This window comes from Streptococcus sp. 4094, from assembly GCF_013277125.1.
Classification (GTDB): Bacteria; Bacillota; Bacilli; order Lactobacillales; family Streptococcaceae; genus Streptococcus.
Genome location: NZ_VMMI01000008.1, coordinates 82406 through 105142 on the forward strand (window position 1 = coordinate 82406; position 22737 = coordinate 105142).

The following is a 22737-nucleotide window of genomic DNA, read 5'->3' on the forward strand; positions in this document are numbered from 1 at the left end:
TTTACGGACAGTCTCTGCATCACAAGATGATTGCGCATGCAATGATTATACTACTTTTCAAGAATGCTGGCAAGCTCTGTTTTTTAGTGGTTTTCTTTTTTACTGTCCATATTTTTGGTAAAAATCAACTTTTACTTGGATGAAAGTTTTGGCTTCGCGTAGAAGCTGAAGAAGGGTGGCGCGGGTTTCAAATTCGTCTCTTGTTTTGGGCAGACTGCGGTTGCGAAAGACTTCTAGATAGCGTTCAATTTCATCTAGTAAATCAGAAGCAGGATTGGTCTGACTCAGTTGACCGGCAATTTTTGAAAAGAGTTGGGCCAAAATCAGGCTCTCACTGGCAGCTAGGTGGCAGGTGTTGATTTGTTGGGCCATATTTCGCAGGATACGACTTTGTCGCTGTCTCATCTCAAAGTAGTGGATATGGTAGTCGGTTTGGTGAAAGAGGTGGTCAGAGTGATCCAAATAGACCAGTCTGAGGGCTTCTTCCAAAAGGGTGTCTAATTCTGCTACCAGCTGTGCTCGGTTGCGTCCGTCCCCTCTGGATAAATAGTATTTGAAGCGCTGGAGGATATCTTTTAACTTTTCTTCTACCAATGTGTGGTAGTGCTGGATTTCCTCTTCTAGTGAAGGCATGTAGAGATTAACAAGTAAGGCAAATCCTGTACCGATAGCAAAGAGAAGGAGTTCATTGACTAGAAGGTCTGGAGAGGTTGACTCTTGTACCAAGAGATGGCTAACCAAAACAGTGCTTGGTGTGATGCCAATTTCCCAGCCCATCTTGTAGGCTAGAGGCACATAGAAGGCAAGATAGAGGCCAAGGCTCCAGATATGAAATCCGCTCAAGTGAAAAGCTAGAACACCGATAGCCAGAGCCAGAAGCATGGAAAAGAGTCGATTGCGAGCCAGTTTTAAAGTAGTTCTACGCGTATCAGATAGGCTCAAGAGGGCGATAATTCCAGCCGAAACTGCTGAGGAAAGATTGAGAAAATAAGCAAGAAGGCAGGCAAGGCAGGTAGCTAAGATGAGCTTGGTCGTACGTTGGCTAATAGACATAAGAATTTCCTAATAAGTTAGCATAAAAGCGTAAAAGACAAGACCTGAGCAGGCTTGTCTTTATGAGTTATTTTTTACGGGCTGCTGCGTATTCGGCAACGGCAGTAAAGAGGACATCTGTAGAAGAGTTAAGGGCTGTTTCACATGAGTCTTGGATGACACCAATCACAAATCCAACCCCAACAACTTGCATGGCAATATCGTTAGAAATACCGAAAAGGCTACAAGCAACTGGGATAAGAAGGAGGGAACCTCCGGCAATACCTGAAGCACCGCAGGCTGAGATAGCTGCTACCACACTGAGGACAAAGGCTGTAGCAAAGTCAACAGGAATTCCAAGAGTGTTAACTGCAGCAAGGGTCAAAACGTTAATGGTAATCGCTGCTCCAGCCATATTGATAGTAGAACCAAGTGGGATAGAAACAGAATAGGTATCTGGGTTTAGCCCAAGGTCATGGCAGAGTTTCATGTTGACAGGAATGTTAGCCGCAGAACTACGAGTGAAGAAGGCTGTCACACCGCTGACACGGAGGCAGTTCCAAACTAGAGGGTAAGGATTGCGTCTCATAAAGAAGAAGGCAATCAAGGGGTTGACCACAAGGGCAACAAAAAGCATAGTCGTTACTAATAGAACCAATAAAATACCGTAGTTGGCAAGGCTTCCGATTCCCTTGTCAGAGATGGTTTTGAAGACAAGACCAAGGATACCAAATGGGGCTAGGTTAATGATCCATTCGACAATTTTAGAAGTCACGTCAGCGATAGTTTTTAGTAATTCTTTACTATTTTTGCTGGCTTCTCTCATGGCAATCCCGAAAACAACTGCCCAAGATAGGATACCGATGTAGTTGGCAGTAATGAGGGCATTGACGGGGTTGTCAACCAGTTTGAGCAAGAGGTTGCTGAGGACCTGCCCAATCCCATCTGGTGGTGCAATTTCAGTATTGGCACTATTTAGGGTAATTTCAATAGGGACGATGAAACTAGCTAGTACAGCTACAAGAGCAGCAGCAAAAGTCCCTAGGATATACAAGAAAATAACAGTTTTCATATTGCTATCTTGCCCCTTTTGATGTTGGGAAAGGGCATTGGCAACGAGGGCAAAGACTAGGATAGGAGCAATAGCTTTTAGACCTCCGACGAATAAATCCCCGAGTAGCCCAATTCCTGAGAGATTAGGAAGGGTCAGTCCTAGGATTCCCCCACAAAGCATACCAATCAAGATACGCTTGACAAGGCTTGCCTTATTCCAAGCATGAATGATTCTTTTCATAATAATCTCCTTTTTGTGTAGTGATTATGATTATAGTATAAATGATAGACAAAATCAAGAATTTTCTGTCTATTTTTTGAATATTTATGGAGAATGAGACTGATGAAAATATGGTATAATGAAATGAAGGAGTTTTATATGCAAAAATTTATTCAAGCTTATATTGAAAAGCTAGATGTGACAACCATTATCGAGAATATTCTAACCAAGATCATTTCTCTTTTACTGCTTTTGATTGTATTTTATATTGCTAAAAAAATGCTTCATACCATGGTGCAGAGAATTGTTAAACCTTCTCTAAAAATGTCTCATCATGATGTCGGACGCCAAAAGACTATTGCGCGTTTACTAGAAAATGTGTTTAATTATACGCTATATTTCTTTTTACTCTACTGTATTTTATCGATTTTAGGTTTGCCAGTTTCTAGTTTGCTGGCAGGTGCTGGTATCGCTGGGGTGGCCATTGGGATGGGAGCCCAAGGCTTTCTATCTGATGTCATCAATGGCTTTTTCATCCTCTTTGAACGTCAACTGGATGTGGGAGATGAGGTTGTTCTGACAAATGGTCCTATTACTGTATCGGGCAAGGTTGTCAGTGTGGGAATTCGTACGACCCAGCTTCGTAGCGAGGAGCAAGCCCTTCACTTTGTCCCTAACCGAAATATCACGGTTGTTAGCAATTTCTCACGCACAGACTAGACCTGTTATTTTAAGTAATTTGTGGTACAATAGAAAGAGTTTAATAAAGGAGAAAAAAAGATGGTTTTAGAAAAGCAGTTGGGCAATGGTTGTACCTGGATAGACCTTGATGTGGATAAGATTAAAAATATGGAAGATCTTTCTGACATCTATGGATTGGACAAGGAAACCATTGAGTATGCTCTGGATAGAAATGAACGAGCTCATATGGATTATAACCGTGAAACGGAGACGGTAACCTTTATTTATAATGTTCTTGATTTAGAAAAAGACAAAGAATATTATGAAGCGATTCCGATGACCTTTATCGTTGAAAAACAACGAATGATTACCATCAGCAACCATAAGAATGCTTATGTCATTGATCAGATGTCAGCTTATCTGGATAGCCATGAGTCGCTTTCTATTTACAAGTTTCTCTTTTCTGGTTTAGAGATTATCAGTAACGCTTATTATCCTGTCATTGAAGAGATGGATAAAAGTAAGGACGAAATTAGTGCCTTGCTACGTCAAACTACAACAAAGAAAAATCTCTTCGCCCTCTCTGACTTGGAGACTGGTATGGTTTACTTGACAGCAGCAGCAAAACAAAATCGACTCCTCTTGGAACATATCCAGGGCCATGCTCTTTATCGGAGATTTAATGATGTCGAACGAGAGCAGTTTGATGATGCCATGATTGAAGCCCATCAGTTGGTGTCTATGACAGACTTGATTTCTCAAGTCTTGCAACAACTCTCAGCTTCTTACAACAACATCCTAAACAATAACTTGAATGATAGTTTGTCAATTTTGACTATTATCTCCGTCTTACTAGCAGTACTTGCGGTTATTACAGGTTTCTTCGGAATGAATGTTCCTCTACCATTTACAGAAGAGCCAAATGCTTGGATTTATATCTTAATGACTAGCTTGATTTTATGGGTGGCCTTATCTCAATGGCTGAAGAAAATTACTAGAAAATAAAAGAAAAGGAGCCAAAATGGTGATTGAAAACTACATGCCAGACTTTGCTGTGGAAGCAGTCTATGATCTGACAGTCCCAAGCCTGCAGGCGCAGGGAATCAAGGCTGTTTTGGTCGATTTGGACAATACCCTCATTGCTTGGAATAATCCTGACGGGACGCCAGAGATGAAGCAATGGCTACATGATCTTCGGGACGCGGGCATTCGCATTATCGTGGTCTCAAATAATACCAAAAAACGAGTTCAACGCGCAGTTGAGAAATTTGGGATTGATTACGTTTATTGGGCTCTGAAGCCCTTCACATTTGGAATTGACCGTGCCATGAAGGAATTCCACTATGAGAAAAGTGAAGTGGTCATGGTTGGCGACCAGCTCATGACAGATATTCGAGCAGCCCACCGTGCAGGTATTCGCTCAATCTTGGTCAAGCCCCTGGTTCAACACGACTCTATCAAGACGCAGATTAACCGAGCTCGTGAGCGCCGTGTGATGCGAAAAATCACTGAAAAGTACGGACCGATTACATATAAAAAAGGAATTTAACTATGGAAGAAATTCTCTGTATTGGTTGTGGAGCAACCATTCAGACGACAGACAAGGCTGGTCTTGGCTTTACCCCCCAGTCGGCACTTGAAAAAGGTTTGGAAACTGGCGAAGTCTATTGCCAACGCTGTTTCCGTCTCCGCCACTACAATGAAATCACGGATGTCCAGTTGACGGACGATGATTTCCTCAAGCTCTTGCACGAGGTGGGAGACAGTGATGCTTTAGTGGTCAATGTCATTGATATCTTTGATTTTAATGGCTCTGTTATCCCAGGCTTGCCACGTTTTGTCTCGGGTAATGATGTCCTCTTGGTGGGAAATAAAAAAGATATCTTGCCCAAGTCTGTTAAACCAGGCAAGATTAGCCAGTGGCTCATGGAGCGTGCCCACGAAGAAGGCCTTCGTCCAGTCGATGTTGTCCTAACTTCAGCACAAAACAAACATGCCATTAAGGAAGTCATTGACAAGATTGAACACTACCGTAAGGGCCGTGATGTCTATGTGGTCGGTGTGACCAACGTTGGAAAATCAACCCTTATCAATGCTATTATCCAAGAAATCACGGGTGACCAAAATGTCATTACGACTTCGCGCTTCCCAGGGACAACCTTGGACAAGATTGAGATTCCGCTTGACGACGGATCTTATATTTATGATACGCCGGGAATCATTCGCCGTCACCAGATGGCCCACTACTTGACGGCCAAAAACCTCAAGTATGTCAGCCCTAAAAAGGAAATCAAGCCTAAGACCTATCAGCTCAATCCTGAACAAACCCTGTTTCTAGGCGGTCTAGGACGCTTTGACTTCATTGCGGGTGAAAAGCAAGGTTTCACAGCCTTCTTTGACAATGAACTCAAATTGCATCGTACCAAGCTAGAAGGAGCTAGTGCTTTCTACGATAAGCATCTCGGAACACTTTTGACACCACCAAATAGCAAGGAAAAAGAAGATTTCCCAAGGCTAGTCCAGCATGTATTTAACATTAAGGAAAAGACAGATTTAGTCATCTCTGGACTCGGCTGGATCCGCGTAACAGGTACAGCCAAAGTCGCCGTCTGGGCACCAGAAGGCGTCGCCGTCGTCACACGAAAAGCAATTATTTAAAATAAAATCACTGAGCGAACAAAGTGAGCTCATACAAAGATAGTTATTGCTGTGGTGTCTTGCCAATCGATAGATTGGCAAGGGGCGCAATTGAGACCAAGGCTCAATTGTGAGGTCAGGAAATCCATTTTTCAAAGATGAGATCTTTGGAAAATTAGTTCCGACCGTCCCTCACCACCTAAAATAACTATCAAAAAACAAGGAAGAAAATTATGTCATTAACATCAAAACAACGTGCCTTCCTCAACAGTCAGGCACACACCCTCAAACCCATCATCCAAATCGGGAAAAATGGACTGAACGACCAAATCAAAACCAGCGTCCGTCAAGCTCTTGATGCCCGCGAATTGATTAAAGTAACGCTCTTGCAAAATACAGATGAAAATATCCACGAAGTAGCTGAAATTTTGGAAGAAGAAATCGGTGTGGATACTGTCCAAAAAATCGGACGCATCTTGATTTTGTTTAAACAATCCAGCAAGAAAGAGAATCGCAAGATTTCTAAAAAAGTCAAAGAAATTTGACCCCCATACTCCAAACAACTGTTTTTACAGAGAAATAAAGGAGACTAGCCTATGGCAATCGAATTATTGACTCCCTTTACCAAGGTAGAGTTGGAGCCAGAAATCAAGGAGAAAAAACGCAAACAAGTCGGGATTTTAGGTGGGAATTTTAACCCTGTTCACAATGCCCATCTGATTGTTGCTGACCAAGTACGCCAGCAGTTAGGACTGGATCAAGTCTTGCTCATGCCTGAATACCAACCCCCTCACGTAGATAAAAAAGAAACCATCCCTGAGCACCATCGTCTCAAGATGCTTGAATTGGCGATTGAGGGGATTGAAGGCCTAGCCATTGAAACCATCGAGTTGGAGCGTAAGGGTATTTCCTACACCTACGACACCATGAAAATCTTGACAGAGCAACATCCTGACACGGATTACTACTTCATTATCGGGGCAGATATGGTGGACTATCTGCCTAAGTGGTACCGAATTGATGAACTGGTAGATATGGTTCAGTTTGTGGGAGTTCAGCGCCCACGCTACAAGGCAGGGACTTCCTATCCAGTTATCTGGGTGGATGTGCCTCTCATGGATATCTCGTCCAGCATGGTGCGTGACTTCCTTGCCCAAGGTCGGAAACCCAACTTTCTCCTGCCTCAGCCTGTACTAGACTACATCGAGAAGGAGGGGCTTTACTGATGGCCTATCAAGACTATATCAACTGCTCTCGTGAGGTTTTGTTGGAAAAAATGGCAGAGCTTCTACCCGAAAAACGCTTAACCCATTGCTTGGGTGTGGAGCGTGCAGCCATAGAACTGGCTCAGCGATTTGGAGTCGATACTGAGAAAGCAGGACTAGCAGGCCTTCTTCATGACTATGCTAAAAAGTTGTTAGATCAGGAATTTCTGAATTTGATTGACCGTTATCAGCTGGATCTTGACCTCAAAAACTGGGGCAATAATGTCTGGCATGGCATGGTTGGAATTTACAAGATTCAGGAAGATTTGGATTTGCATGATTCAGAAATCCTGCGAGCCATTGAAATCCATACAGTCGGTGCTGGTCAGATGACAGACCTAGATAAAGTCATCTACGTCGCAGACTACATAGAGCACAATCGTGCCTTTCCAGGTGTGGATGTGGCGCGTGAAATTGCTGAGCTATCGCTCAATAAGGCGGTAGCCTACGAAACAGCTCGTACCGTGGAGCATCTAGCTCATCAGGGATTCCCCATCTATCCCCAAACCCTTGAAACCTATAACGCCTTTGTGCACTATTTGAAAGAGGACTAAATGAACGAAAAAGAATTACTAGAACTAGTCGTGAAAGCGGCTGATGAGAAACGTGCGGAGGATATCCTCGCACTTGATGTACAAGATTTGACCAGTGTGACAGACTATTTTGTTATTATTAGCTCGATGAATAGCCGTCAGTTGGACGCTATCGCTGACAATATCCGTGAAAAAGTAGCTGATGCAGGCTTTAAAGGTAGCCATATCGAAGGTGATGCAGCTGGAGGCTGGGTCCTACTAGACCTCGGCACTGTCGTTGTGCATGTCTTTTCAGAAGAAATGCGTGCCCACTATAACCTAGAAAAATTATGGCATGAGGCGGATTCAGTAGATATTTCAGAAGCTCTTGCCTAGAAGATGAACTCAGTTGTAGTCAACTGGGTTTCTTTGCTTATTTTAGAAGGAAATTGATAGAAAGGTGAGGGCTAGTGGTGTTTGCCATGGAGGCTCTGAGTATCATGATTATGGCAACTTATGAAACTTTTGCGGCGGTCTATGATGCAGTCATGGATGACAGTTTATATGACAAATGGACTGATTTTTCGCTGCGTCATTTGCCAAAAACTAAGGAGAGAAAGAAACTCTTGGAATTGGCTTGTGGGACGGGAATTCAATCAGTGCGCTTCTCTCAGGCTGGTTTTGATGTGACTGGACTTGATTTGAGCGCGGATATGCTGGGGATTGCGGAGAAGAGAGCTTCTTCAGCCAAACAAAAGATTGATTTTATGGAAGGCAATATGCTGGATTTGTCTAAGGCAGGTCAATACGACTTTGTCACTTGTTATTCGGACTCTATCTGCTATATGCAGGATGAGGTGGAAGTAGGGGACGTCTTTAAGGAAGTGTACAATGCGCTTAATGAAGACGGAGTTTTCATCTTTGATGTGCACTCGACCTACCAGACAGATGAAGTATTCCCTGCCTATTCCTATCATGAAAATGCGGAAGATTTCGCCATGCTCTGGGATACCTACGAGGATGCAGCACCTCACTCCATCGTCCATGAGCTGACTTTCTTTATCAAGGAGGCAGACGGTTCCTTTAGTCGCCACGATGAAGTGCATGAGGAGCGTACATACGAAGTCTTGACCTATGATATCTTGCTGGAGCAGGCTGGGTTTAAGTCTTTCAAACTCTATGCAGACTTTGAGGACAAGGAGCCAACAGAAACCAGTACCCGTTGGTTTTTTGTGGCGCAGAAGTAGGAGATTAGCATGATAAAAGGACTAGTTTGGCTGTTAGTATTTATATTAATTTATTTTGCTGCTTATTGTATAAAATTTAGAGATAGTATTAGATTTAAATCAATTGCTGTTAGTAAAGCTGAGTTTCAGAGTGATATTGATTTCTTTCGTGAACATATATCTTTTAAAAGTTGGGAAAAAGGAATAAAATCGATTTTCTGGATTTTAATAGCAAGTGTTATTGTTGTATTTGTATTGACGTTACATCTGTTACTATTAGTTTTAAAAATACCATTATTATTTTTGAAGAAGATTGTAATTTATGAAACTGATAATAAGTTTGAATTTTTTAAATATGTCATACTTCCTATGAGTTTGGCGTATTTATTTATAGGGTATTCCAAAACTGTGAATATAAGTGATACATCTGTAAATATGATAATTTGTTTTGGAGATAAAATTATAAAATTGATCAGTGAATATTCAATTATTCCAAACGCTTTGTTTTCCATTTTAGTTGTATGTTATGTGATCAAATTGTCATTAAAAAACGATACAGATTTTATTAAAGAATTGTTTGAGTATTTTTTGATCTGGATTAAAATTATTATAGTTGCATTACTATTTATTTTAATCGGTGGATCTTATGTTCTCCTTTTAGACGAAATAAAAAATTCTAGTTCTAATTTAGATCCATATACGATTATACCGATATTTATTGCTAGTTGTATTGTCACATCCAAGATAATTGTTAGATTAATAGTTGTTAAAAGTAATAATGTGTCAATGAAGGCTAAACGATACCCCTATAGAACAAAAAGGAAATATAGACGTAGGAGATTAGCATGACCATCACAGGTATTATCGCGGAGTTCAATCCTTTTCATAATGGGCATAAATACCTGCTGGATCAGGCTGAGGGGCTGAAAATTGTTGCCATGTCTGGGAATTTCATGCAGAGAGGCGAGCCTGCTATTGTGGATAAGTGGACAAGGGCCCAGATGGCACTGGAAAATGGAGCGGATCTGGTAGTAGAATTGCCCTTTTTAGTCAGTGTTCAGGCGGCGGATTTCTTTGGCCAAGGAGCTGTGGATATCTTGGCTCGTTTGGGGATTGATATTCTAGCTTTCGGGACAGAGGAAGTTCTGGATTATCAAAAAATATCTGACTTATACACAGAGCAAGCTACTGAGATGGAGAAATTTGTGGAAAATCTGCCTGATTCCCTTTCCTATCCCCAGAAAACCCAAGCCATGTGGAAAGAATTTGCAGATCTTGATTTTTCAGGCAATACACCCAATCATGTCCTTGCTCTTGCTTATGCCAAGGCGGTTGCTGGACGAAACATCAAGCTCCATCCGATTCAGCGTCAGGGAGCGGGTTATCATTCTGTGGATAAGGATGTAGACTACGCCTCGGCGACAGCTCTGCGTCAGCATCAGTCAGACCAAGATTTCTTAGAACGCTTTATGCCTTCTGTTGCCCTATTTGAGCAGGCCAGTAAGGTGAGCTGGGAAGACTATTTTCCCTTGCTCCGCTATCAAATCTTGTCCAATCCAGACCTAACCACTATCTATCAGGTCAATCAGGAAATGGCAGTGCGCATCAAGGATGCCATCAAGACAGCCCAGTCTGTGGAAGACTTGGTTGAGGCGGTTGCGACCAAACGTTACACCAAGGCGCGTGTCAGACGCCTTTTGACTTATATTTTGGTGCAAGCTAGAGAAAGTGACTTACCAGAAGCTATTCATGTTCTTGGCTTTACTGAAAAAGGCAGACAACACCTCAAATCTCTGAAAGAGCAGGTCTCTCTAGTCAGCCGAATTGGCAAAGAACCTTGGGATGCCATGACCCAAAAGGCGGATCAGATTTACCAACTGAGACAGACAAGTATAGCAGAGCAGAATTTTGGAAGAGTGCCGATTAGAATAGAAAAGAACTAGAATATGGATAGGATAAAAAGAACCTACTAAAAGTTGGGAAATGGCTTTCAGTTGGTTCTTTTCTTGTTCTCTGTTATAAAGTATTGAATACCTTATAAATTTGTTCTATTAGAAGCCTTGTTTATTCGTTGAAAGCTTCCTTACCATCTATATTTATTTTATGTTTTTTACAATTTCATTAAAGGAGGATATAATTTTTCCTTGTTTCTCTTTGGGTAACTTTGTTAGGTTGTCGAAAAGTATTTCTAGGGAGTCTTCACTTTCTGAGTCATATGCTTGTAGCTTAAGGAAGTCTTTTCTTTCTCTATCGTATGCTTGTAGGTTAAAGAATTCTTCTACGGTAATACCTAATGCTTTGATTACCGATTCAAGAGTTTTTATCTTAAAATCATATTTCATATTTTCCATGTTTTGAATTGCCTTGATACCCAAGCCAGCTAATTCTGATAATTTCTCTTGACTTAATCTCTGTTCTTTTCGACATTCACGGATTCGAAAAGCTATATGTTTTTGTAATCTATCATGTTTCATGCTATATATCATTTTACTATGTATTTTCTTTAAAAATAAGTACAGCAAACTATACAAAATAAGAAAAGTATGGTAAAGTAGTATAAAAATAATGAATAGATTGAAAACCATACAATCGGAATTTAGATAGGATTGATTCTAGGTTAAAAGGTAGAGTAGTCATAGTCGTAATTGATTCAGCTATAAGTAAGGGATTTGTTAGTCTGATTGACACTCGCAAATAGCATTTTGAACTATTTGCGTCTAGTTTTCTATATAAAAGTAAAAAAGAAAGCTTTGCGCCTTCTTAAAAAATTATGGGAAATCTAATGATTGCAAATGATAAAGAAGCAAATCAGAACATCTGTTATTTGACTTCTTTGAGAATGAGTATCAAGGCATCTAAGACTCGGGAACGTTGTTCTGTTGGAAGAGTTTTTAATTCATCAACAAGTAGAGAAATTTTGGGGTCTTCTTCTTTTAACTGTATGTCAAAGAATGTATCTAAATCTACTTCTAATGCTTCCATTACTTTCTCTAGCGTTTGAATTTTTAAGTTAGTTGAAAGATTTTCTAATTTGTAGATATAATTAGTACCCAAATCAGCCATCTCTTCTAGTTGTTCTTGAGTATATCCTCTTTCTAAACGTAATAGACGGATTCTTTTAGAGATGTAATCTTGAAGATTGCTTTTGTTATTTGTCATGTAGTACCTCGCTACTTACATGATACAGTCAAAATGGTACAAATTTTAGACTTTTTAAAGTTATTTTACACATAAACAACCTTTAAAAGTTATTTTGTGATATAATAAGTTTATAAAGAAAAAAGAGGAAACAATATGAAAAAATCAACAATCGCAATGACAGCAGTCGCAGCTGCTACAGTTTCTCTATTTAACACAGTAGGCGCAGAAGAAGTCGCTCCAAAACCAGTGAATGTGGAAGCGCCAAAGGCGGAGGTTGTGGAAACAACTGCTCCTGCGGTGGCAACAAAAGAAGAGGTTGCTACAAAAGAAGCAGAAGCTAAGAAAGCGGATCAAGAAGTAGTAGAAGCAAAACAGGCGGTAAAAGATGCCAAGCGTGCTACAAATGAAGCAGATTCTCTTGTCAATGAGAAAACAGAAGCTGTAAAAAAAGCAGAGGATTTTGCGAAAAAGGCAAGCCCAGCAGTTATTGCAGAAGCAGAAAACGAAGTTGTTAAGGCTGAGTCTGCTGTTCCTGCAAAAGCAGAAGCTCTTAGAAATGCAGAAGCAAATGCTGAGAAAGCAAGCCAAGCGGTATCTGTACAAGAAGCAGTTGTAGCAGAAAAAGAAGCTACTCAAGCTACAAAAGAAAAAGCACTTACAAGTGCCACAGAAGCGGTTCAAATCGCCACAGACGCGGTTAATGGCAAAGGCTTGGAAAATGCCAAGGAAGCACAAAAAGAAGCGACAGAAGCCGAAAAAACAAGCAAACAAGCGCAAACAGATGCAGAAACTGCCTTAAAAAATGCAGAGACAGCAAATCAAGCTACTCAAGCGCAAATTGAAGGTGCAAAAGCAGATATTGCTACAAAAACTCAAGCGGTATCGGATGCTAAGGCACGTAAAGAACAAGCAGAACAAGCTCTTAAAGCGGTCACTGCTGAAGTTAACGCTCTTATCGAGTCATCAAAACCACTTGCAAAAGGGTCTATCCAATTCAAAGAAGCCTTTGTTTCTAAAATCAAAGAAAAAATCCAGTTGAATAAGGATTATTGGGCAATTCCAGATAATAAACTTACTCAAGCGGATATTGATAAATTTGAAGCTCGTAATAAAGAGTTGAAAAAAGAGATCACTGACATGGTTGGAGATAGCATCCAATCTAAAAACCTTGTCTTGAGCGAAGCGGATAAGGCAGATAAGACACAGTATGATATCAATAATCTTCCAAAAGAAGTCCGTGATGATTTGACACTATTCGCTGCCGACTTGATTTCAAACTTGCGTGAGCAGTTGGGTCTTACAGACGTTGTTGTAGCAAAAGACTCCTTTGAGTTCGCAGAAAAAGTCGCAAAAGAGTACATCAAAGGTGGTTGGTCTATCGCACGTCGCGAAGAGTTCATTGCGCGTGGTGGTTTCGGTCACTATGCTAAGGGTATCCATGCGGTTGCAGATGCTTATGGTTTGAACGGTTTCCATCCTACTGAAGCTGAAATGAATAAAGGTATTCAAGGCTATGAAAATTCAGAATCTCATACTGTATCAGGTTCTGTTAAATTGACTAAAACTGAGATGCGTAAGGAATTATTTACCTCTTTATCTGATTTAGTAAGTAATGAGCAAGATTATGCACATCTAGTCGGTATTTTGAAGTTTGATAATCCTACAGAAATCTCATATTTTGGTGGTTTTGCACAAAGTGTTACTAATGATCTTTACAATAATCATTTTATCACAGGTATCACAGGAAGCCGAGCAAAAGGGTCTAAGTTCAACACAACAGAAATCACAAATCCTTACACAGTAGCTCGCAAAGATAGCTCAGCTACTGCTAAACTAGAAGCTAAAAAAGCAGAAAAAGCACAAGCAGAAGAAACTCTTAAAACTGCTAACCAAACTGTAGCTGAAGCAGAAACTGCATTGCAAACTGCAAACTCAAACTTGAAATCTCAAGAAGCTCAACTTAAAGATACAGTAGCCTTGAAAGAAACTCTTCAATCTGTTACAACAACTCATAATCAAGCTGTTGTTGCCTTGTCAAATGCCAATGCCTTGGTTGCTACCTTGTCTGCTACAAAGGCAGATAAAGAAGCGAAATTGGCAGAGTTGAAGGAAACTGCTAAACAAGCAGAGAAAGAGTTTAACCAAGCGAAAGCAGAAACAAAAGCAGAAAAAGAAACTCTTTCTTCTCTTAAAGAGAAAGCAGAAGAAGCTACCCAAGCGGTATCAGTTGCCAAAGAAGCACTTAACCAAGCCAAAGCACAAGTTGTTTCTTCAAAAGAGTTGGTTCAAGATTTGAAAGTTGCTGTAAAAGAGCTTGAAACTCGCAAGGCAGAGTTGAAAGAAGCAAAAGCAAACCAAGCAACTGCGCAAGAAGCACTTGAAGCAAAAGAAAAAGTAGCCAAAGAAGCGAATAAGGCTTATGCGACAGCAAAAGCAAGTTATGAAGCAGAAGAACTGAAGAAATATCCTGTAACAGAAAAGGGTATCCCTGAAGTTCGTCCAGCTCTTCCAGAGTTTGTACTTCCAACAACTCCATCTGCTCCTAGCGTTCCTAGCACACCTGTAGTTCCTGTAGCTCCTGTTGTTCCAACAACTCCACGTGTTGAAGTTCCTGTTGTGAATAACAATGGTGGGGTTTCTGGCCAAGATAAAGTCAAAGTAGATGTAGTTGCCAAACAAAAAACGGAAACTAAGAATACAAAAGATTCTCAAGCTGGTAACTGGATTGAGTCATCTGGTCGCTGGTGGTATCAGCATGAAGATGGTTCATACACTACTAACGGTTGGGAACAAATCGAGGGTACATGGTATTACTTTGACAATACAGGCTGGATGCAAACTGGCTGGGTCAAAGACAATGGCACATGGTACTATCTTAAAGAAAATGGTAAAATGGCTACTGGTTGGGTAAAAGATAATGATACATGGTATTATCTTGATAGCGCTGGAGCTATGAAAACAGGCTGGTTTACAGTTTCTGGTAAATGGTACTATGCCTATACTCAGGAGCTTTAGCAGTGAATACTACTACACCAGATGGCTATACGGTCAATGCCAATGGTGAGTGGGTATAAAGGAATATATGAAGAAGGTAAATGATGAATTTGATCCTTTGACGGTGGTCAATAAAAATCCAGACGAGGACATTGTAGTCCTTTCAAAGAGCGAGTGGAATAGTATTCAAGAAACTCTGAGAATCGCCCAAAATAAGGAGTTATCTGACAAGGTTTTGCGAGGAATGGATAAAATTCGCGCAGGACACTAGTCTAATTTACAGAGAATACTGAGTGAAATCTTGCTGTTGTTAGAAACAAATTTCTTGCATTCTAACGATTATTAGGAAGTCTACTGAAAAGTAGGCTTTTTCTCAAGTCTCTACTAAACTACTATTTCTAAATAACAAGTTTATTTTAGCAAATGTGTTCCAATTTCCCCAAAACATATTCTATTTTAGGTTTGTGAAAATCACTTTTTTATGGTAGAATGTAAAAGAATGTATGTCATTCAGAATAACAATAAAATGAGGTAAAAACATGGAAATCATGTCGCTTGCGATTGCTGTTTTTGCCGTCATCATTGGTTTAGTCATTGGATATGTCAGCATCTCAGCTAAGATGAAATCATCTCAGGAAGCTGCGGAGTTGATGCTTTTAAATGCTGAACAAGAAGCAACTAATTTACGTGGACAAGCTGAGCGTGAAGCGGATTTACTTGTTAATGAAGCCAAGCGTGAAAGCAAGTCTCTTAAAAAAGAAGCACTATTGGAGGCCAAAGAAGAAGCCAGAAAATACCGTGAAGAAGTGGACGCTGAATTCAAATCAGAACGTCAAGAACTCAAACAAATCGAAAGTCGTTTGACAGAGAGAGCTGCTAGCCTTGACCGTAAGGACGACAATTTGACGAGTAAAGAACAAACACTTGAACAAAAAGAACAAAGTATTTCTGATAGAGCGAAAAACCTTGATGCGCGTGAAGAGCAATTAGAGGAAGTCGAAAGACAAAAAGAAGCAGAACTAGAGCGTATTGGTGCCCTGTCTCAGGCAGAAGCACGAGATATTATCTTGGCTCAGACAGAGGAAAACTTGACCAAGGAGATTGCCAGCCGTATTCGCGAAGCTGAGCAAGAGGTCAAGGAACGTTCTGACAAAATGGCCAAGGATATCTTGGTTCAAGCTATGCAACGTATCGCTGGTGAATATGTAGCGGAGTCAACAAACTCAACAGTTCATCTTACAGACGATACTATGAAGGGACGCATTATTGGTCGTGAAGGTCGTAACATTCGTACCTTTGAAAGTTTGACAGGGGTTGATGTGATTATCGACGATACACCAGAAGTGGTGACCTTGTCAGGATTTGATCCGATTCGTCGTGAGATTGCCCGTATGACTATGGAAATGTTGCTCAAGGATGGTCGTATCCACCCAGCTCGTATCGAAGAGTTGGTTGAGAAAAACCGTCAAGAGATTGACAATAAGATCCGTGAATACGGTGAGGCCGCTGCCTATGAGATTGGTGCGCCAAACCTTCATCCAGACTTGATGAAGATTATGGGACGTTTGCAATTCCGTACTTCTTATGGACAAAATGTTTTGCGCCATTCGATTGAAGTTGCTAAGTTGGCTGGTATCATGGCCAGCGAACTTGGTGAAAATGCGGCTCTTGCCCGTCGTGCTGGATTCCTTCACGATATTGGGAAAGCCATTGACCGTGAGGTTGAAGGTAGCCACGTTGAAATCGGTATGGAATTGGCACGTAAGTACAAGGAACATCCAGTTGTAGTGAATACGATTGCTAGTCACCACGGCGATGTAGAACCTGAAAGCGTCATTGCAGTGATCGTTGCTGCAGCAGATGCCTTGAGCGCAGCCCGTCCAGGTGCTCGTAGTGAGTCTCTTGAGAGCTACATCAAGCGTCTTCATGATTTGGAAGAAATTGCTAACGGCTTTGAAGGGGTACAAAATAGCTTTGCCCTTCAAGCAGGACGTGAAATTCGTATCATGGTCAATCCAGGAAAAATCAAAGACGACAAAGTCACAATCTTGGCTCACAAAGTTCGTGAGAAAATTGAAAACAATCTCGATTACCCAGGAAATATCAAGGTAACCGTGATTCGCGAGCTGCGTGCAGTAGATTATGCTAAATAAATAAGAAAGAGCAGTTGAAAAATTACTGCTTTTTTGTTACACTAGATAGAAAGACTGTAGAAGGATAGTTTGTGTAAAATGCTACTATCTGAAGGAAAATTTTATTTTATTTTTACAGACTGACTAAAAGGAGACACAATGGCAGACCGAGGCTTACTAATCGTTTTTTCTGGTCCTTCAGGGGTTGGAAAAGGAACGGTTAGAAGAGAGATTTTTGAGAGTTCTGAAAACCAATTTCAATACTCTGTATCGATGACGACACGCGCACAACGTCCTGGAGAAGTGGACGGTGTTGACTATTTCTTCCGTACTCGCGAAGAGTTTGAAGAGCTGATTCGTCAAGGACAGATGTTGGAATACGCAGAATATGTCGGCAACTACTATGGAACTCCTCTGACCTATGTCAATGAAACCTTGGACAAGGGAATCGATGTTTTCCTTGAAATTGAAGTTCAGGGCGCTCTTCAGGTCAAGAAAAAGGTTCCAGATGCTGTCTTTATCTTCCTGACACCACCCGATTTGGATGAATTGCAAGATCGTTTGGTAGGTCGTGGAACAGATAGTGCAGAAGTGATTGCCCAACGAATCGAAAAAGCCAAGGAAGAAATTGCGCTTATGCGTGAGTATGATTATGCGATTGTCAACGATCAGGTGCCCCTAGCTGCTGAGCGTGTCAAACGTGTGATCGAAGCAGAGCATTTCCGTGTGGATCGTGTCATTGGTCACTATCAGGAGATGTTACCGAAATCTCCAACTACCCGATAAAATTTAGAAAATAGGTACAAGCAAATGATGTTAAAACCCTCTATTGATACCTTGCTCGACAAGGTTCCTTCAAAATATTCACTCGTAATCTTGGAAGCAAAACGTGCCCACGAATTGGAAGCAGGTGCGCCAGCTACTCAAGGTTTCAAATCTGAAAAATCAACTCTTCGCGCTTTAGAAGAAATCGAATCAGGAAACGTTACAATTCACCCAGATCCAGAAGGAAAACGTGAAGCGGTGCGTCGCCGTATCGAAGAAGAAAAACGCCGCAAAGAAGAAGAAGAGAAGAAAATCAAAGAGCAAATTGCTAAAGAAAAAGAAGATGGTGAAAAAATTTAAGGTTGGGGGGACTCAATCTTATTTTTTCTATTGCAAGAATGTACTGACAAGGAGGAGGTGAGAAGATGGCTATAGCCAAGATTATTGTAGATGTGCCCTTGATGCAGACGGACCAGCCCTATAGTTATAGGATTCCTGAGGAATTTGAGGGAATGCTAGAAGTTGGGATGCGGGTTCATGTGCCTTTTGGTAAGGGCAATCGCCTGATTCAAGGGATTGTGCTTGGTTTGGAGTCCCAACCAGATGAAGAAGAGGTTAATCAAGATTTAAAAGATATTGCGGAGGTTCTGGATTTTTCTCCTGTTCTCACGCAAGAACAACTCTGGCTGGCTGAGGAGTTACGCAAATCTGTCTTCTCCTACAAAATCTCTATCCTAAAGGCTATGTTACCAGGATTTCTGAACTCCAGCTATGACAAGATTCTCTATCCTCTGGCAGGCCTAAGTCAGGAAGACCGAGAGCGCTTGTTTGGTTCAGAAGATTCGCTAGCCTTTTCTTCTCTAGATTTAGCTAAGCAAGCTGAAATGATGCGTTTGACTAGAAAAGGCTTGCTTGGTCTAGAATATCAGGCGATTGATCAAAAGAAGGTCAAGACCCAGTCTTGGTATGAGGTAAATCTTGCTCAATTAGAAGATGTAGAGATTTCTACACGTGCTAAGAAAAAGTTGGAATTGAGATATTACTTGCTGTCTCATCCTGAGAGTGCTTCCTTGGCTAGTTTGTTAGAGTCCTACTCGCGAGAGCAAGTCAACTTCTTTGTGGAACAAGGTGCTGTGACCATAGTCCAAAAAGAAGTGCAACGCTCAGCTGCTTATTTTGAAGGCATTGAGACAAGTCGACCTTTGGAGTTGAATCCAGAGCAAAGACAGGCGCGTGATGCGGTTGTGAGTGCGATTGGCAGTCATAGGCCTCCCTTCCTCCTTCAAGGGATTACGGGAAGTGGGAAGACGGAGGTTTACTTGCAGATTATCCAAGGGGCCTTGGACAAGGGTAAGACAGCTATTTTGCTAGTGCCTGAGATTTCCTTGACTCCACAAATGACGGAGCGTTTTATTGCTCGATTTGGTGAGAAAGTGGCCATTCTTCACTCAGGCTTGTCTAATGGTGAAAAGTATGATGAATGGCGCAAGGTGGAACGCGGCGATGCCCAAGTTGTGGTTGGTGCTAGATCTGCCATCTTTGCTCCGCTGAAAAATCTAGGTGTTATGATTATCGATGAGGAGCATGAAGCGACTTATAAGCAGGACAGCAATCCCCGTTACCATGCCAGAGAGGTAGCTATTTTACGGGCTCAGTATAATCAAGCAGCCCTGGTACTTGGTTCAGCAACTCCTAGTCTGGAAAGCCGGGCGCGTGCTGGCAAAGGCGTCTATCAACACTTACGTCTAACCCAGCGTGCCAATCCTTTGGCAACGATTCCTGAGGTTCAAATGATTGACTTTCGGGACTATATCGGACAAAACGAGACGTCAAACTTTACGCCTCCTTTGCTAGAAGCCATTCAAGACCGTCTGGCTAAAAAAGAGCAGGTGGTTCTCATGCTCAATCGCCGTGGTTATTCTAGCTTTGTCATGTGTCGGGAGTGTGGGACGGTGGATACTTGTCCTAACTGTGACATTTCCCTGACCTTGCACATGGATACCAAGACCATGAACTGCCATTATTGTGGTTTCTCGAAAGACATTCCTCAGGACTGCCCTAACTGTAAGAGTCGCAGTATTCGTTACTATGGGACAGGGACTCAGAAGGCTTTTGACGAGCTGGCAGAACTCTTCCCCCAGGCCCGTATTCTGCGGATGGATGTGGATACGACTCGTAAGAAAGGTAGTCACCAAGCCCTGCTTGACCAGTTTGGACGAGGTGAAGCGGACATATTGCTTGGTACACAGATGATTGCCAAGGGATTGGATTTTCCCAATGTGACCCTAGTCGGAGTGCTCAATGCGGATACGGCCTTGAATCTACCAGATTTCCGTTCTTCTGAGAGAACCTTCCAGCTCTTGACTCAGGTGGCAGGTCGAGCAGGTCGGGCTGAAAAAGCAGGTCAGGTCTTGATACAGTCCTACAATCCGCAGCACTATGCTATTCGATTTGCCAAGGATCAGGACTACGAAGGCTTTTATGCCTATGAAATGGGCATTAGACGACAACTAGGTTATCCGCCTTACTATTTCACCATTGGCATTACCCTTTCTCACAAGAAAGAAGAAGAGGTAGTCAAACGTGCCTATGAAGTCATGAACATTTTGCGGTCAGGTTTGTCTGAAACTAGTCACATTCTTGGTCCAACGCCCAAACCCATTGCTCGTACCCACAACCTTTATCATTACCAGATTTTAATTAAATACCGTTTAGAAGATGAGATGGGGCCGACCCTCAACCAGGTCTTGGCTCTGACTCAAGAACGGGAAAATAGTGAGCTCCGTCTCAGCATTGACCATGAGCCACAGCAATTTTTATAAGAAGGAGAAGATATGACAAAACTAATCTTTATGGGGACACCCGACTTTTCAGCAACAGTCTTAAAAGGACTTTTGACAGATGACCGTTACGAAATTCTAGCCGTTGTGACCCAGCCAGACCGTGCTGTTGGTCGTAAAAAAGTGATCCAAGAAACCCCAGTCAAGCAGGCTGCCAAGGAAGCGGGCCTTCCAATCTACCAACCTGAAAAATTATCTGGAAGTCCAGAGATGGAAGATCTTATGAAGCTAGGAGCGGATGGAATTGTGACTGCTGCTTTTGGGCAGTTTCTCCCAAGTAGACTCCTTGATAGCATGAATTTTGCGGTCAATGTTCACGCTTCCCTCCTTCCAAAACACCGTGGTGGAGCGCCTATCCATTATGCCTTGATTCAAGGGGATGAGGAAGCTGGTGTGACCATTATGGAAATGGTTAAGGAAATGGATGCAGGAGATATGATTTCTCGTCGCAGTATTCCTATCACTGATGAGGACAATGTTGGTACCTTGTTTGAAAAATTGGCGCTAGTTGGTCGTGATTTGCTTTTGGACACTTTACCTGCCTATATTGCTGGTGACATCAAACCTGAACCGCAGGATCCAAGTCAGGTCACTTTCTCGCCAAATATCAAGCCAGAGGAAGAAAAACTAGATTGGACTAAGACCAATCGTCAACTTTTCAACCAGATCCGTGGCATGAACCCGTGGCCTGTTGCCCATACTTTCCTTAAGGGCGACCGCTTTAAGATTTATGAAGCTCTAGCTGTAGAAGGTCAGGGAAATCCAGGTGAAATTCTCTCTATGGGCAAGAAAGAATTGATTGTCGCAACGGCAGAAGGGGCTCTATCCCTCAAACAAGTGCAGCCAGCTGGTAAACCTAAGATGGATATTGCTTCCTTCCTCAACGGTGTTGGACGTACATTGACTGTAGGAGAACGATTTGGTGACTAAAGTAGAAACGGCTAGAAGTTTAGCCCTAGCAGTATTAGAAGATGTCTTTATCAATCAAGCATACTCAAATATTGCCTTAAATAAGCATCTCAAGGGAAGTCAACTTTTGGCAGCAGACAAGGGCTTGGTGACCGAGCTGGTCTATGGAACGGTAGCCCGTAAACTGACTCTAGAATGGTACCTATCCCACTTTATCGAAGACAGAGACCGGTTAGACAGTTGGCTTTATGTCCTTCTTCTCATGAGTGCCTACCAGCTCCGCTATTTGAACAAGATTCCAGACCATGCTGTGGTTAATGAAGCGGTGGAATTAGCCAAAGTCCGTAAAAAGGGCAGTGAAAAATTGGTCAACGCCGTCCTTCGTCGTATTCTACGTGAAGGCTGGCCAGATATTGCCAGCATCAAGCGAAAAAACAAGCGTGATTCCATTGCCTATTCTCTTCCAGTTTGGTTGGTTTCCAAGCTCAAAGAAGAATACGGCGAAGAGCGAGCGCAGGCTATTTTTGAAAGTCTCTTGGTGCGTAACAAGGCCAGCATTCGTGTAACAGATCTAAGACGAAAAGAGGAAATCCAAGCTTTGTTGGAGGCTAATGCTTCACCTTTGTCCGTTTCTGGTCTGGTTAAGGAGCAGGGGCATTTTGCAGGCCATGATTTGTTTGCAGATGGAGCGATTACCATCCAAGACGAGTCCAGTCAGCTTGTTGCTCCGACGCTTGATTTACAAGGTGATGAGCAGGTTCTTGATGCCTGTGCGGCTCCAGGTGGGAAAACAGCCCATATAGCCTCTTATCTTACGACAGGTCAGGTTACGGCTCTGGATTTGTATGACCACAAGTTGGAATTGATTCAAGAAAATGCTCAACGTCTGGGAGTTGCAGATCGGGTTCAAATGCAAAAATTAGATTCCAGAAAGGTGCATGAGTTTTTTGGGCAGGATTCATTTGATAAGATTTTGGTGGATGCTCCCTGTTCAGGAATCGGTCTTTTGCGCCGAAAACCAGACATCAAATACAATAAAGAAACGGCAGATTTCGCGTCCTTACAGGAAATTCAGCTAGAAATATTAGGTAGTGTTTGTCAAACACTAGGCAAAGGTGGTATAATAACTTATAGTACCTGTACCATTGTTTCGGAGGAGAATTTTCAAGTCGTTGAGGCGTTTTTAGAAAGTCATCCTGAGTTCGAGCAGGTAAAACTAGAACATGAATGTAAGGATATCATGAAAGACGGCTGTATCCTCATTACACCTGAATTGTATGGAAGTGATGGATTCTTCATCAGTCAATTTCGCAAGATATCGGATTAGGAA

Annotated in this window: 22 protein-coding genes and 2 pseudogenes; 20 read left to right on the top strand and 4 right to left on the bottom strand. The window is 41.9% G+C overall.

What is annotated here, in order from left to right; all coding sequences use genetic code 11:
• Positions 1 to 99: 99 nt before the first annotated feature.
• On the bottom strand, positions 100 to 1053 hold the full coding sequence (locus HT721_RS02165) for an aromatic acid exporter family protein (protein WP_173228785.1): 954 nt from the start codon (positions 1051 to 1053) through the stop codon (positions 100 to 102).
• Between the two features lie 67 nt (positions 1054 to 1120).
• Positions 1121 to 2326, bottom strand: a complete 1206-nt coding sequence (gene sstT, locus HT721_RS02170; protein ID WP_173213070.1) for a serine/threonine transporter SstT — start codon at positions 2324 to 2326, stop codon at positions 1121 to 1123.
• Positions 2327 to 2464: 138 nt separating this feature from the next.
• Here sstT and HT721_RS02175 point away from each other — a divergent pair, with 138 nt between their 5' ends.
• From HT721_RS02175 to HT721_RS02225, 11 genes are all read left to right on the top strand, one after another.
• Positions 2465 to 3025 carry a mechanosensitive ion channel domain-containing protein gene (locus tag HT721_RS02175; RefSeq protein WP_001168881.1) on the top strand — a complete coding sequence of 187 codons (561 nt, stop codon included), beginning with the start codon at positions 2465 to 2467 and terminating at the stop codon, positions 3023 to 3025.
• A 60-nt stretch (positions 3026 to 3085) separates the two neighbouring features.
• Positions 3086 to 3991, top strand: coding sequence for a magnesium transporter CorA family protein (locus HT721_RS02180; protein ID WP_000242264.1), 906 nt, complete (start codon positions 3086 to 3088; stop codon positions 3989 to 3991).
• Positions 3992 to 4007: 16 nt separating this feature from the next.
• On the top strand, positions 4008 to 4535 hold the full coding sequence (locus HT721_RS02185) for a YqeG family HAD IIIA-type phosphatase (RefSeq protein ID WP_000234220.1): 528 nt from the start codon (positions 4008 to 4010) through the stop codon (positions 4533 to 4535).
• A gap of 2 nt (positions 4536 to 4537) precedes the next feature.
• Positions 4538 to 5644 carry a ribosome biogenesis GTPase YqeH gene (gene yqeH / locus HT721_RS02190; RefSeq protein WP_173213068.1) on the top strand — a complete coding sequence of 369 codons (1107 nt, stop codon included), beginning with the start codon at positions 4538 to 4540 and terminating at the stop codon, positions 5642 to 5644.
• A gap of 212 nt (positions 5645 to 5856) precedes the next feature.
• Positions 5857 to 6168, top strand: coding sequence for a ribosome assembly RNA-binding protein YhbY (yhbY, locus tag HT721_RS02195; protein WP_000060169.1), 312 nt, complete (start codon positions 5857 to 5859; stop codon positions 6166 to 6168).
• Between the two features lie 51 nt (positions 6169 to 6219).
• Positions 6220 to 6849 (top strand): nicotinate-nucleotide adenylyltransferase, encoded by a 630-nt coding sequence (locus tag HT721_RS02200; RefSeq protein ID WP_007517837.1) that lies wholly within the window; start codon positions 6220 to 6222, stop codon positions 6847 to 6849.
• Positions 6849 to 7442, top strand: a complete 594-nt coding sequence (gene yqeK / locus HT721_RS02205) for a bis(5'-nucleosyl)-tetraphosphatase (symmetrical) YqeK (RefSeq protein ID WP_173213066.1) — start codon at positions 6849 to 6851, stop codon at positions 7440 to 7442. The genes HT721_RS02200 and yqeK overlap by 1 nt, the downstream gene beginning before the upstream one ends.
• Entirely contained in the window at positions 7443 to 7796 is a 354-nt protein-coding gene (gene rsfS / locus HT721_RS02210) for a ribosome silencing factor (protein WP_173228787.1), read from the top strand.
• A 110-nt stretch (positions 7797 to 7906) separates the two neighbouring features.
• Positions 7907 to 8647: a class I SAM-dependent methyltransferase gene (locus HT721_RS02215; protein ID WP_345890090.1), complete on the top strand. Its 741-nt coding sequence runs from the start codon at positions 7907 to 7909 to the stop codon at positions 8645 to 8647.
• Positions 8648 to 8656: 9 nt separating this feature from the next.
• Positions 8657 to 9475, top strand: a complete 819-nt coding sequence (locus HT721_RS02220; protein WP_117306509.1) for a hypothetical protein — start codon at positions 8657 to 8659, stop codon at positions 9473 to 9475.
• The gene (locus tag HT721_RS02225) at positions 9472 to 10569 is read left to right on the top strand and encodes a nucleotidyltransferase (RefSeq protein WP_173213062.1); all 1098 of its coding nucleotides are present in this window, start codon (positions 9472 to 9474) and stop codon (positions 10567 to 10569) included. Before HT721_RS02220 ends, HT721_RS02225 begins: the two co-directional genes overlap by 4 nt.
• 153 nt (positions 10570 to 10722) lie before the next feature.
• On the opposite strand, the gene HT721_RS02230 is transcribed toward HT721_RS02225, so the two are convergent.
• The gene (locus HT721_RS02230; RefSeq protein WP_173213059.1) at positions 10723 to 11100 is read right to left on the bottom strand and encodes a helix-turn-helix transcriptional regulator; all 378 of its coding nucleotides are present in this window, start codon (positions 11098 to 11100) and stop codon (positions 10723 to 10725) included.
• Between the two features lie 346 nt (positions 11101 to 11446).
• Entirely contained in the window at positions 11447 to 11785 is a 339-nt protein-coding gene (locus HT721_RS02235) for a helix-turn-helix transcriptional regulator (protein ID WP_173213057.1), read from the bottom strand.
• A 156-nt stretch (positions 11786 to 11941) separates the two neighbouring features.
• On the opposite strand from HT721_RS02235, the pseudogene HT721_RS11075 reads away from it, so the two are divergent.
• The 9 genes and pseudogenes from HT721_RS11075 to rsmB form a co-directional block, all read left to right on the top strand.
• A pseudogene (locus HT721_RS11075) lies at positions 11942 to 13867 on the top strand (SEC10/PgrA surface exclusion domain-containing protein); the annotation flags it as partial.
• Positions 13868 to 14488: 621 nt separating this feature from the next.
• Positions 14489 to 14841 (top strand): annotated as a pseudogene (locus tag HT721_RS11080) (N-acetylmuramoyl-L-alanine amidase family protein); the annotation flags it as partial.
• Positions 14842 to 14849: 8 nt separating this feature from the next.
• Positions 14850 to 15032, top strand: a complete 183-nt coding sequence (locus HT721_RS02250; RefSeq protein WP_173213055.1) for a type II toxin-antitoxin system Phd/YefM family antitoxin — start codon at positions 14850 to 14852, stop codon at positions 15030 to 15032.
• Between the two features lie 268 nt (positions 15033 to 15300).
• Positions 15301 to 16914, top strand: a complete 1614-nt coding sequence (locus HT721_RS02255; RefSeq protein WP_173228789.1) for a ribonuclease Y — start codon at positions 15301 to 15303, stop codon at positions 16912 to 16914.
• Between the two features lie 138 nt (positions 16915 to 17052).
• Complete coding sequence (gene gmk / locus HT721_RS02260; RefSeq protein ID WP_000775041.1) at positions 17053 to 17679, top strand: guanylate kinase; 627 nt, start codon at positions 17053 to 17055, stop codon at positions 17677 to 17679.
• 24 nt (positions 17680 to 17703) lie between these two features.
• A complete protein-coding gene (gene rpoZ, locus HT721_RS02265; RefSeq protein WP_000979235.1) occupies positions 17704 to 18018 on the top strand; it encodes a DNA-directed RNA polymerase subunit omega in 315 nt (104 codons plus the stop codon).
• Between the two features lie 65 nt (positions 18019 to 18083).
• Positions 18084 to 20480 carry a primosomal protein N' gene (locus tag HT721_RS02270; RefSeq protein ID WP_173213051.1) on the top strand — a complete coding sequence of 799 codons (2397 nt, stop codon included), beginning with the start codon at positions 18084 to 18086 and terminating at the stop codon, positions 20478 to 20480.
• A 12-nt stretch (positions 20481 to 20492) separates the two neighbouring features.
• On the top strand, positions 20493 to 21428 hold the full coding sequence (gene fmt / locus HT721_RS02275) for a methionyl-tRNA formyltransferase (RefSeq protein WP_173213049.1): 936 nt from the start codon (positions 20493 to 20495) through the stop codon (positions 21426 to 21428).
• The gene (rsmB, locus tag HT721_RS02280) at positions 21421 to 22734 is read left to right on the top strand and encodes a 16S rRNA (cytosine(967)-C(5))-methyltransferase RsmB (protein ID WP_173213047.1); all 1314 of its coding nucleotides are present in this window, start codon (positions 21421 to 21423) and stop codon (positions 22732 to 22734) included. Before fmt ends, rsmB begins: the two co-directional genes overlap by 8 nt.
• Positions 22735 to 22737 lie beyond the last annotated feature (3 nt).

Excerpts from the sequence above, each read along its gene's own strand:
- yhbY (WP_000060169.1), top strand. The coding sequence starts at position 5,857 with ATGTCATTAACATCAAAACAACGTGCCTTCCTCAACAGTCAGGCACAC.
- HT721_RS02175 (WP_001168881.1), top strand. The coding sequence starts at position 2,465 with ATGCAAAAATTTATTCAAGCTTATATTGAAAAGCTAGATGTGACAACC.
- HT721_RS02215 (WP_345890090.1), top strand. The coding sequence starts at position 7,907 with ATGGCAACTTATGAAACTTTTGCGGCGGTCTATGATGCAGTCATGGAT.
- HT721_RS02225 (WP_173213062.1), top strand. The coding sequence starts at position 9,472 with ATGACCATCACAGGTATTATCGCGGAGTTCAATCCTTTTCATAATGGG.
- HT721_RS02255 (WP_173228789.1), top strand. The coding sequence starts at position 15,301 with ATGGAAATCATGTCGCTTGCGATTGCTGTTTTTGCCGTCATCATTGGT.
- HT721_RS02220 (WP_117306509.1), top strand. The coding sequence starts at position 8,657 with ATGATAAAAGGACTAGTTTGGCTGTTAGTATTTATATTAATTTATTTT.
- HT721_RS02180 (WP_000242264.1), top strand. The coding sequence starts at position 3,086 with ATGGTTTTAGAAAAGCAGTTGGGCAATGGTTGTACCTGGATAGACCTT.
- yqeH (WP_173213068.1), top strand. The coding sequence starts at position 4,538 with ATGGAAGAAATTCTCTGTATTGGTTGTGGAGCAACCATTCAGACGACA.
- fmt (WP_173213049.1), top strand. The coding sequence starts at position 20,493 with ATGACAAAACTAATCTTTATGGGGACACCCGACTTTTCAGCAACAGTC.
- rpoZ (WP_000979235.1), top strand. The coding sequence starts at position 17,704 with ATGATGTTAAAACCCTCTATTGATACCTTGCTCGACAAGGTTCCTTCA.
- HT721_RS02230 (WP_173213059.1), bottom strand. The coding sequence starts at position 11,100 with ATGAAACATGATAGATTACAAAAACATATAGCTTTTCGAATCCGTGAA.
- HT721_RS02270 (WP_173213051.1), top strand. The coding sequence starts at position 18,084 with ATGGCTATAGCCAAGATTATTGTAGATGTGCCCTTGATGCAGACGGAC.
- HT721_RS02185 (WP_000234220.1), top strand. The coding sequence starts at position 4,008 with ATGGTGATTGAAAACTACATGCCAGACTTTGCTGTGGAAGCAGTCTAT.
- HT721_RS02200 (WP_007517837.1), top strand. The coding sequence starts at position 6,220 with ATGGCAATCGAATTATTGACTCCCTTTACCAAGGTAGAGTTGGAGCCA.
- gmk (WP_000775041.1), top strand. The coding sequence starts at position 17,053 with ATGGCAGACCGAGGCTTACTAATCGTTTTTTCTGGTCCTTCAGGGGTT.
- sstT (WP_173213070.1), bottom strand. The coding sequence starts at position 2,326 with ATGAAAAGAATCATTCATGCTTGGAATAAGGCAAGCCTTGTCAAGCGT.
- yqeK (WP_173213066.1), top strand. The coding sequence starts at position 6,849 with ATGGCCTATCAAGACTATATCAACTGCTCTCGTGAGGTTTTGTTGGAA.
- HT721_RS02235 (WP_173213057.1), bottom strand. The coding sequence starts at position 11,785 with ATGACAAATAACAAAAGCAATCTTCAAGATTACATCTCTAAAAGAATC.
- HT721_RS02250 (WP_173213055.1), top strand. The coding sequence starts at position 14,850 with ATGAAGAAGGTAAATGATGAATTTGATCCTTTGACGGTGGTCAATAAA.
- rsfS (WP_173228787.1), top strand. The coding sequence starts at position 7,443 with ATGAACGAAAAAGAATTACTAGAACTAGTCGTGAAAGCGGCTGATGAG.
- HT721_RS02165 (WP_173228785.1), bottom strand. The coding sequence starts at position 1,053 with ATGTCTATTAGCCAACGTACGACCAAGCTCATCTTAGCTACCTGCCTT.